The organism is Streptococcus sp. 1621 (assembly GCF_013276615.1).
GTDB lineage: Bacteria > Bacillota > Bacilli > Lactobacillales > Streptococcaceae > Streptococcus.
The window spans coordinates 1-1,558 of record NZ_VMLJ01000059.1 but is presented as its reverse complement, the minus strand read 5'-3'; the positions used below and the strand labels follow the sequence as shown (position 1 = coordinate 1,558).

At 42.7% G+C, this 1,558-nt stretch carries 2 protein-coding genes; both read right to left on the bottom strand.

Features of this window, described 5'->3' with window-relative positions; genetic code table 11:
• Positions 1-20: 20 nt before the first annotated feature.
• Positions 21-656 (bottom strand): tRNA (guanosine(46)-N7)-methyltransferase TrmB, encoded by a 636-nt coding sequence (trmB, locus tag HT697_RS10015; protein WP_001266103.1) that lies wholly within the window; start codon positions 654-656, stop codon positions 21-23.
• The gene (locus HT697_RS10010) at positions 653-1,447 is read right to left on the bottom strand and encodes a phosphotransferase family protein (RefSeq protein WP_000363005.1); all 795 of its coding nucleotides are present in this window, start codon (positions 1,445-1,447) and stop codon (positions 653-655) included. Before HT697_RS10010 ends, trmB begins: the two co-directional genes overlap by 4 nt.
• Positions 1,448-1,558: the final 111 nt, after the last annotated feature.

The window sequence follows — 1,558 nt, the reverse complement described above, 5'->3', positions numbered from 1 at the left end:
AGTTTGGGAATTTACCTTTCTTAAAATTCTGCCTCAACTCGATAGATAACTTGCCCCTTGTTTGAGAATTTTTGCTCGTATTCTGTCATGACATTGCCTTCAAAATCACTGGCATGTAAATCAAGCCAGACACCATTGAGCTTCATGCCATACTGAGAAAAGCTCACTAAACTGTACTCAAACAAGCCACGGTTATCCGTCTTGAAATGAATTTCTCCATTTTCAGGCAAGATGCGCTTGAAGGTATCCAAGAAGGTCTTGTAGGTCAAACGACGCTTTTCATGGCGTTTTTTCGGCCAAGGATCTGAAAAGTTCAGATACAAGCGGTCAATCTCACCGTCTTCAAAGTAGTCAGTCAAGTCAGAACCATCTACCCACAAGAGCTTAATGTTAGGCACTCCAACTTCAAGCACCTTGTCCAAAGCGTAGCTCAAAACAGACTTTTGAATATCAATCCCGATATAGTTGATGTCAGGGTTTTGCTTAGCCATACCTGAAACAAAGGCACCCTTTCCACTTCCAACTTCCACATGAATGGGATTGTCGTTTCCGAACAAGTTCCGCCATTTCCCCTTGGCTTCCAAGGGATTGAGGACCACATACTGGGGATTTGCCTCTAGTAATTCTGTCGCCCCTTTACGATTTCTAACTCTCATCTTCTCTTTCCATACTTGTCTCGGAAGTGACGCAAGCCATGAATCTCCCGATTGACATTTTCTAAATCTTGGTTCATATAATACTTGGAAATCTGGCTCAAATAAGACAATTGACCGTACCAATACAATTTATTTAATACCGTTTGATTGTACTTGTAACCGTAGTAGGTCAACCATTCCTTCCACTGATGTTCTGGAATATAATGGCAGAGCATATGGGCCACATCAAACATGCGGTCGGTCAAGCGAACCGAATCCCAATCCACCAAATAAATCAAGCCACTATCTGTCTCAATCCAATTACTATGTCGTACATCTCCATGGACAATGGTCGCATAGTCCTCTCTAAATCCTGGAATAGTCTGACGTAAATCAGCCATCACTTCACTGATAAAATGATTTTTACGCAAAGCATCTGGAGCCGTTTCCTGCCAAGACTGCAGTAAATCTACAGGTGTTTCCATGGCATAGCCCAAACGACTCAACTGCGTCATCAAAGGACGTGAGCGATGTAGGCGGGTTAAAATATTGACGATTTGCTTACGATTCATATCATAGGGGGTCAATATCTTGCCTGTCAACCATTCTTGAGCACACATATCACGCCCATCTGCCAAACGGCGACTCCATAATAATTGTGGAGCAATTTGTTCTCTAGCTAGACCAGGTAGGATTGGAGAGGTGTTCATTTTTACAAAGATACGCTTCCCATCAGGATAGCTACCCATATAAGCCTTGCCACTTTTCCCAGGTATGGGAGTCAGTGTTAGCTCATTATCACCCAAATCCATTTCTTTCCTCCGTATAAAGTTTCCTTACTATTCTACTAGTTTTTGGCCTATTCGTCAACCGCTCCACACCCGATTCTCAAAGAAAAGCCTCTGGGCTAACTTCTCAAAGTA

Bases quoted from the DNA above. Each gene is read 5' to 3' on its own strand.
- HT697_RS10010 (WP_000363005.1), bottom strand. From the start codon at position 1,447: ATGGATTTGGGTGATAATGAGCTAACACTGACTCCCATACCTGGGAAA.
- trmB (WP_001266103.1), bottom strand. From the start codon at position 656: ATGAGAGTTAGAAATCGTAAAGGGGCGACAGAATTACTAGAGGCAAAT.